This is a genomic window from Frankia canadensis (assembly GCF_900197875.1).
GTDB lineage: Bacteria > Actinomycetota > Actinomycetes > Frankiales > Frankiaceae > Frankia > Frankia canadensis.
On record NZ_FZMO01000189.1, the window covers coordinates 1 to 7613 of the forward strand.

Genomic DNA, 7613 nt, shown 5'->3' on the forward strand with positions numbered 1-7613 from the left:
CCACCAGCTCCCGGCCCCCACCAGTGCCCGGCCCCACCAGCGCGGGTCAGTCCGGATATCCAACCTAACCGGTTGACCCAGCCGCCAGGCCACCTCGATAGTCAGTTGGAAATTGCAACTGACATCTGGGAGGCACCGTGGACGAACGACCCGACCCGTCCTCGACCCTGCCTGCGCGGCTGCGCGACCATCCGTCCGTCCGGGCCGTACGGGCCAGGCAGGCCGCCGCGCGGGCGGACCAGGGCGGCCAGCCGCCGTCACCGCGGGTGATCGACGCCGAGTGGCTGCGGGAGATCGCGCTGCGGGCGGGTGCCGACGACGTGGCCGCGGTCCCGCTGGACCGCCCGGAGCTCGCCGCCGAGCGGCCGCACGTCGAGCGGGCGCTGCCCGGCACCCGCAGCCTCGTCTCCCTCGTCGTCCGGATGGCCCGGGACAACGTCCGGTCTCCCGAGCGCAGCATCGCCAACCAGGAGTTCCACCGCAGCGGCGAGATCATCAACGAGGCCGCCCGCCGGATCGTCCAGGCCCTGGCGGACGCGGGGTACCGGGCGGTGAACCCGTCCGCGACCTTCCCGATGGAGATGGACCGCTACCCGGGGCGGATCTGGGTCGTCGCGCACAAGACGGTCGCCGTCGCCGCGGGGCTCGGCGCCATCGGCATCCACCGCAACGTCATCCATCCCCGCTTCGGCAACTTCGTCCTGCTCACCACCCTGCTGGTCGACGCGGAGGTGAGCGCCTACGGCTCGCCCATCAACTACAACCCCTGCCTGGAGTGCAAGCTCTGCGTAGCCGCGTGCCCGGTCGGGGCGATCGGCAAGGACGGCTCGTTCGACTTCCGCACCTGCTTCACCCACAACTACCGGGAGTTCATGGGCGGCTTCACCGACTGGGCGGAGACGGTCGCGGACAGTACGGACGGCGCGGACTTCCGGACCCGGGTGAGTGACACCGAGAACGCCTCGATGTGGCAGAGCCTGTCGTTCCGCGCGAACTACAAGGCCGCGTACTGCATGGCGGTGTGCCCGGCCGGCGAGGACGTCCTCGAGCCGTACCTGGCGGACCGCCGCGATTTCATGGCCCAGGTGCTGCGGCCGCTGCAGGACAAGGTGGAGACGCTGTACGTGACCGCCGATTCGCCGGCGGCGGAGTACGCGCGCCGGCGCTTCCCGCACAAGGAGATCCGCCAGGTCGGCGACGCCGGCCGCTCCCGGCGACGCGAACCCGGTCACTCGCCGGATTCCGGGCACTGAGCCGCCCGCCGCCGCCGAACCTGCGATAAAAGGGAGGCCGGACGAATCCGGCACCGCGCGCATCGAAGGAGCCGCCCTGACGGACGCGGGTGAGGATCGGCGACCGGTGCGGGAGCGCCGCGGGGGCGCGACCCGGCTGACGTTCCTCGGGCCGGCTCCGGACCCGCCGTTCGAGCGGGTGACGAGCGCCGCGGTGGTGGCCCTCACCGGCGACGGCCGGCTCGTCGTGGCCGAGCTGGACCGCGGGCTGGACATCCCCGGCGGCCACGTCCAGCGCGGGGAGACGAGCATCGACCAGACCGTACGGCGCGAGACGTGGGAGGAGGTCCGGGCCCGGCTCGGCGCCCTGCTGCCCGTCGAGGTCGTCGAGTCGGACTACTTCGGCGCCGACGACCTCAGCTACATGGTGATCCGGGCCGCGCGGGTCACCGAGCTCGCGCTGTGGGAGCCCACCCACGAGTCGGCCGGGCGGCGTCTCGTCACGCCGGAGGAGTTCCTGGCCGGCTATCGCGGCCGTCCGGCGTTCATGCGCCATCTGGTGACCCGTGCCCTCGCGATCCTTGCCGCCGACCGTTACCCTGATGGCGATGAGTGTCACAATCGGTAGCCATCCGAGCGAGGAGATGTGCGTATCCCCCGCCCGGCGAGGCATCCGACGGAGGTGTGCGCATGTTCGGTCTGATGGTGCGGTTCGAGGTTCGCCCCGACACCGCGGACGCGTTCGATGCTCTGGTCGCCAGGACCATCCCCCTCGTCGCCGAGCATGAGCCCGGCACGATCGTCTATGCCGCCCACCGCATCGACGGCGAGCCGAACGCACGGCTGTTCTACGAGCTCTACCGCGACCGCGCCGCCTTCGACGAGCACGCCGACCAGCCGCACATCCACCGCTTCGTGGCGGGTTGGCGGGACCTGCTCGCCGGTCCGCCACGGATGAAGTTCCTCGCCCTCAGCGATGCCAGCGGCGTGCCCGTGCCGGCGGACGTCTGACCGGCGGACGTCTGACCGGCGGGCGTCTGACCGGCGGGCGTCTGACCGGCGGACGCCCGGGGGTCCCGACCGCGCCGACGACACGGGTGCGACAGGATTGTGCCTGTCCGGACGCGCGCCCGCGGACCGGCGGTCAGGAGCGTGCGGCATGAGGGTCGGATTCATCGGTCTGGGTGGGATGGGGGCCGCGATGGCCCGAAATCTGCTCGACGCGGGACACACCGTGCTGGTCTGGAACCGCTCCTCCGAGCCCGTCCGACGGCTCGCCGACGCCGGGGCCATCGCGGCGGGCATCGACGAGGCGTTCGCGACCGGCACCGTGCTGAGCATGCTGTCCGACGACGCGGCCGTCGCCGAGCGGCTGCTCGACCCGGCCGTGCTCGACGCCGCGCCGGCCGGCGCGCTGCACGTGAACATGGCGACGGTCAGCACCGCGCTCGCGCAGCGGGCCGCCCGCGAGCACGCCGAACGCGGCCTGCGCTACCTCGCCGCGCCCGTCTTCGGCCGCACCGACGCGGCCGCCGCAGGCAACCTCACCGTCGTGGCCGGCGGTGACCCCGCGGCGATCGCCGAGGTGGCGCCCCTGTTCGACGTCCTCGGCCGGCGCACCTGGCCGGTCGGGGAGGAGCCGGCGCAGGCGAACCTGGTGAAGATCTTCGGCAACTACCTCATCGCATGTTCCATCGAGGCGATGGCCGAGGCGACGGCGGTGATCGAGGCCGGCGGGCTCGACCCGAGCGCGTTCATCGACGTGCTGACCGACACCCTGTTCACCGGTCCCGTCTTCGCCGGGTACGGCGGCATGATCGGAAAGCGGCGGTACGAGCCGGTGAACTTCCGGCTGCCCCTCGGCTTCAAGGACGTCCAGCTCGCCCTCACCTCCGGACAGGAGCGCAACGTCCCGCTGCCGTTCGGCGGGGTGCTGCGGGACGCCTTCCTCGACGCGCTGGCGCACGGCCAGCAGGAGCAGGACTGGGCGGCGGTCGCCGAGACCGCCCGCCGCCGCGCCGGCCTGGCCTGACGCGAGCCCGCCCGCGGCTGTCGCGCGCTGGCCGCCGGCATTGGCGGGCGGGCAAGCGGAAAGCCGTCGCAGGATGCGGTGCCATGCCGCGCGCCGCCGCACAGTGGATCACATGAGCACGCGACTGCCCCGGCGTCCGGTATCGGCGTCATGACCAGGGCCGTGACCTTCGCCGTCCTGATCGTGACCGTCCTGGTGGCGCACCGGCTCGCCGACCATGTGCTCGGGCAGACCGACGCGCAGGCCCGGCTGAAGACCGAGCCGGGCTGGCTCGGATGGGCGGCGCTGGCGCGCCATCTGGCCGCCTACCACGCGGTCGTGATCGTCATGGCCACCAGCACGCTGGCCGCGCTGCACCTGACGCTGTCGCCGGTGGGTGTCGCGGTCGGGTTGCTGGTGTCCGCGGGCAGCCACGCGCTGTGGGACCGGCGGCGGGCGGGGCGCTGGCTGCTGGTGCGCACCGGGGGCGGGGAGTTCGCCGAGCTCGCCGAGCATGGCCTGAACGGCATGTACCTCGCCGACCAGTCCCTGCACGGCGCGTCCCTGTGGCTCGCGGTGCTGCTGGCGGTGCTGCTGTGAGCGGTGTGCCGCTCGCTCCTAGTCGGCGGCACCGCCCGGTGACCAGCTCGACTGGCGGGAGCGCGGGCCGCCGACGGCGACGCTCCAGGAGACGTTGTCCGCCGCGCCGGGCAGGTACCAGGGCTCGTCCTCGGTGCTGTCCCCGTCGGACTCGTCGGGCCCGGCGTAGTCCCAGCACGACGACCACTCGTCCGCGGCGGGTTCGGCGGCGAGATCGCCCGGCCACTCCGGCCCGATCCGGGGGGCGTCGGCCAGCCCGTCGGGCGGGGTGTGCGCGGACGCGCCGGGCGCCGCGGCGTCGGCGGGTGCGGTGACCGAGGCGACCATGCGCGGGATCACGAGCCAGGCAGTGATGTTAACCCCCACGACGACGAGGCTGATGATGGCCAGGATCAGGTAGCCGTTACCGGGTGCCGACGCGACCGCCCCGACGGCGCCTCTCGCGGCCAGGACTCCAAGGCCCGGGACGGCGGCGGCGGACAGTCGTGCCATAGGCATCTTCCTATCGCCATCGCCGCGCCGCCGACCTCGATCGACGCCAACCCGACAAGCGGGGAGGGTGGTTTGTGGACGCTCATGGCGCTTACTCCGCCCATCCCACGCGGCGCCGGCCCCGATCACCCACCGCCTCGTACCACCCGCGTTTGATGACCGACGGGCCGCCGTCGCGACGACGACTTCCGCATCAGGTCATCGTAAGGCCACAGGACGACACCAGGGAACCGCTTGCGGCGGCCGAGCCTGTGCGGATCGCGTCCGTACGCCGAGGGTCGAGGACGCACGCCGTTTCCGCGCGGGACGCGGACCAGCCGGACCGCCTCTGGACGCTCGCTGGCCCGACGGTGCCGGTCGGGACATCCAGCAGGGATGCCCCGACCGGGCGCCGCCGAGACCGAGGAGCGACTGGGCATCGCGGGTCGGGGACGGATGGGATCGACCCGGACACCACAGTCGCATCCTCAACCTACCTGCTCGATAGCGTGTAGTCACTGATCGATTACAGGCAGTTCTAGCCTACACCCCGTTTGCCGGTCCTCAACCCGTATGCCGAGGCCCGCCACGCGCCATTCGTCGGCCGAGGGGGACTCGGGCCGTCCGTCCGAGTTCCCACGACATGACCCGAATTCCGTGCTTTGTCCGCGCCTTCGGCACCCCGCCGCCTGTCTTCCCGGCCACACATCGTCCGCGCGCGGCACACCCCCTGCCGTCCGTGGGTAACAGGAGGCCATGAGACCCGACGAACGCGCCCGCCACGCCGGACAGATCCGCCGGACGGGCGACCTGGGCGTAGTGTCCGACATTGGACAAAGGTTTCGTGATGACAGCCACAGGGTGAGCGCCGGGTTTCCGGCTTAGTCTGATCGCTCATGAGCGGGGCGCCGGTCGGAGTGTTCGACAGCGGGGTGGGCGGTCTCACGGTGGCGCGCGCCATTCTCGACCAGCTTCCGCATGAGCCCCTGCTCTATCTCGGCGACACCGCGCGGGCACCGTACGGACCACGACCGATCGCCGACGTGCGCAGCTATGCGCTGGAATGCCTGGATCGCCTGGTGTCGGAGGGGGTGAAACTGCTTGTCATCGCCTGCAACACCGCCAGCGCCGCCTGCCTGCGCGACGCCCGCGAGCGCTACGACGTCCCGGTGGTCGAAGTGATCATGCCTGCGACCAGGCGGGCGGTCGCCGCCACCCGCAGCGGGCGGGTCGGCGTCATCGGCACGGTGGCCACGATCGGCAGCCGGGCGTACGAGGACGCGTTCACCGCCGCGGCCGGGATGGAGCTCACCAGCGTCGCCTGCCCCGCGTTCGTGGACTTCGTCGAGCGGGGTATCACCTCCGGGCGGCAGCTGCTCGGCCTGACCGAGGCGTACCTCGCACCGCTGCAGGAAGCGGACGTCGACACGGTGATACTCGGATGTACACACTATCCGGTGCTGACCGGCGTGATCGGCCTCGTCATGGGCGAGGGGGTGACGCTGGTGAGCAGCGCCGAGGAGACGGCGAAGGACACCTACCGGGTGCTCGCCCGGGAGGGCCTGTTCCGCGACCCCGACCTGCCGCCCCCGGATCACCGCTTCCTGACCACCGGCGATCCGGCGACCTTCGCCCGGGTGGGGCGCCGGTTCCTTGGCCCCGAGCTCGCCAGGGTCTCGGCGGCGCCGCCGGCGTCGCCACCCGCCAGGACCACGACCCCAGTCGTCTGGCCCGCCCACACCGGGGCGGATCAGGATCCCTCCCAGCGAAGCCCGGTGGTGCCACGGTGAAACTGACGATTCTCGGCTGTTCCGGCACGTACCCCGGCCCGGCCTCCGCCTGCTCGTCCTACCTGGTCGAGTCGGACGGCTTCCGGCTCGTCGTCGACGCGGGCAACGGTTCGATGGGCGAGCTGCAGAAGCACTGTGACCTGCGCGACATCGACGCCGTCCTGCTCAGTCACCTGCACGGGGACCACTGCCTCGACCTGGTCGCCAACTCCTACGCGCGGCGCTACCACCCCGAGGGGATGCCGCCGAAGCTGCCCGTCTACGGGCCGATCAACACCCAGGAACGGCTGTGCGGCGCCTTCGAGAAGTGGCCGGAGGACAGCCTCGCCGACATCTACGACTTCCGCACGATCGGCGCCGGCTGCCTGCACGTCGGCCCGTTCCGCATCGACCTCACCCGGGTGGCCCACCCGATCGAGGCCTACGGCGTGCGCGTCACCGCCGGGGACAAGGTGCTGACCTATTCTGGCGACACCGGCGCGTGCGACCGGCTCGTCCGCCTCGCCCGCGACAGCGACCTGTTCCTGTGCGAGGCGTCCTTCCTCGACGACGAGGACAATCCCCCGGACCTGCACCTGACCGGCCGGGAGGCCGGCGAGCACGCCCGGCGCGCCGACGTCGGCCGGCTCGTGCTGACCCACCTCGTGCCCTGGGGCAACGCCGCGCGCACCGAGGAGGAGGCCGCCGGCGCCTACGAGGGCGAGCTGACCCTCGCCACCCCCGGGGCCGTCTTCGAGCTCTGAGGTCGCCCGCCGGTAGTGTCGCGGGGTGACACGAGTCGATGGCAGAAAGCCGGATGAGCTGCGACCGGTGACGATCCAGCGCGGCTGGCAGGAGCAGGCCGAGGGATCCGCCCTGATCACCGCGGGCCGCACCAGGGTGCTGTGCGCCGCGTCGGTGACGACCGGGGTGCCGCGCTGGCGCAAGGGCAGCGGACTGGGCTGGGTGACCGCCGAGTACGCGATGCTGCCGCGGGCCACGAACACCCGCAACGACCGCGAGTCCGTGCGCGGCCGGGTCGGCGGACGCACCCACGAGATCTCCCGGTTGATCGGGCGCAGCCTGCGGGCCTGCATCGACCTCGCCGCTCTCGGCGAGAACACGATCGCCATCGACTGTGACGTCCTGCTCGCCGACGGCGGCACCCGCACCGCCGCGATCACCGGCGCCTACGTCGCCCTCGTCGACGCGGCCCGCTGGCTCGACCGGCCGAAGGCGATCACGACGAGCATCGCCGCGGTGAGCGTCGGCGTCGTCGGCGGCGAGCCGATGCTCGACCTCGCCTACACCGAGGACTCCACCGCCGACACCGACATGAACGTGGTGTGCACCGGCGCGGACGGCTTCGTCGAGGTCCAGGGCACCGCCGAGGGCGCCCCGTTCGACCGTTCGATGCTCGACAGTCTGCTCGACCTGGCGGTACGCGGCTGCGCCCAGCTCACCGCCATCCAGACCGAAGCCCTGCGCGGCCCGGCCCCCGCCGGAAAATCTGCTCGGCGACCAGGTCGG

The 7613-nt window shown here is 72.3% G+C and carries 9 protein-coding genes; 8 read left to right on the forward strand and 1 reads right to left on the reverse strand.

Features of this window, described 5'->3' with window-relative positions; translation table 11 throughout:
- Window positions 1-137 precede the first annotated feature (137 nt).
- The 5 genes from C1A33_RS16095 (at window position 138) to C1A33_RS16115 (ending at window position 3843) form a co-directional block, all read left to right on the forward strand.
- Entirely contained in the window at window positions 138-1253 is a 1116-nt protein-coding gene (locus C1A33_RS16095) for an epoxyqueuosine reductase (RefSeq protein ID WP_243407611.1), read from the forward strand.
- Between the two features lie 106 nt (window positions 1254-1359).
- Entirely contained in the window at window positions 1360-1860 is a 501-nt protein-coding gene (locus C1A33_RS16100; RefSeq protein ID WP_243407612.1) for an NUDIX hydrolase, read from the forward strand.
- A gap of 62 nt (window positions 1861-1922) precedes the next feature.
- Window positions 1923-2243 carry a putative quinol monooxygenase gene (locus tag C1A33_RS16105; RefSeq protein WP_101832311.1) on the forward strand — a complete coding sequence of 107 codons (321 nt, stop codon included), beginning with the start codon at window positions 1923-1925 and terminating at the stop codon, window positions 2241-2243.
- A 148-nt stretch (window positions 2244-2391) separates the two neighbouring features.
- Window positions 2392-3264 (forward strand): NAD(P)-dependent oxidoreductase, encoded by an 873-nt coding sequence (locus tag C1A33_RS16110; protein WP_101832312.1) that lies wholly within the window; start codon window positions 2392-2394, stop codon window positions 3262-3264.
- A gap of 150 nt (window positions 3265-3414) precedes the next feature.
- A complete protein-coding gene (locus tag C1A33_RS16115; RefSeq protein WP_101832313.1) occupies window positions 3415-3843 on the forward strand; it encodes a DUF3307 domain-containing protein in 429 nt (142 codons plus the stop codon).
- Window positions 3844-3861: 18 nt separating this feature from the next.
- Here the strand turns inward: C1A33_RS16115 and C1A33_RS16120 are convergent, their stop codons facing one another.
- On the reverse strand, window positions 3862-4335 hold the full coding sequence (locus C1A33_RS16120; RefSeq protein ID WP_207770330.1) for a hypothetical protein: 474 nt from the start codon (window positions 4333-4335) through the stop codon (window positions 3862-3864).
- Window positions 4336-5210: 875 nt separating this feature from the next.
- Between C1A33_RS16120 and murI the strand changes: the two genes are divergently transcribed.
- The 3 genes from murI to rph form a co-directional block, all read left to right on the forward strand.
- The gene (murI, locus tag C1A33_RS16125; RefSeq protein ID WP_101832314.1) at window positions 5211-6104 is read left to right on the forward strand and encodes a glutamate racemase; all 894 of its coding nucleotides are present in this window, start codon (window positions 5211-5213) and stop codon (window positions 6102-6104) included.
- The gene (locus tag C1A33_RS16130) at window positions 6101-6847 is read left to right on the forward strand and encodes an MBL fold metallo-hydrolase (RefSeq protein ID WP_101832315.1); all 747 of its coding nucleotides are present in this window, start codon (window positions 6101-6103) and stop codon (window positions 6845-6847) included. The genes murI and C1A33_RS16130 overlap by 4 nt, the downstream gene beginning before the upstream one ends.
- Before the next feature lie 25 nt (window positions 6848-6872).
- Window positions 6873-7613 (forward strand): ribonuclease PH (gene rph / locus C1A33_RS16135; protein WP_101832316.1); only part of this gene is annotated, 741 nt, incomplete at its 3' end.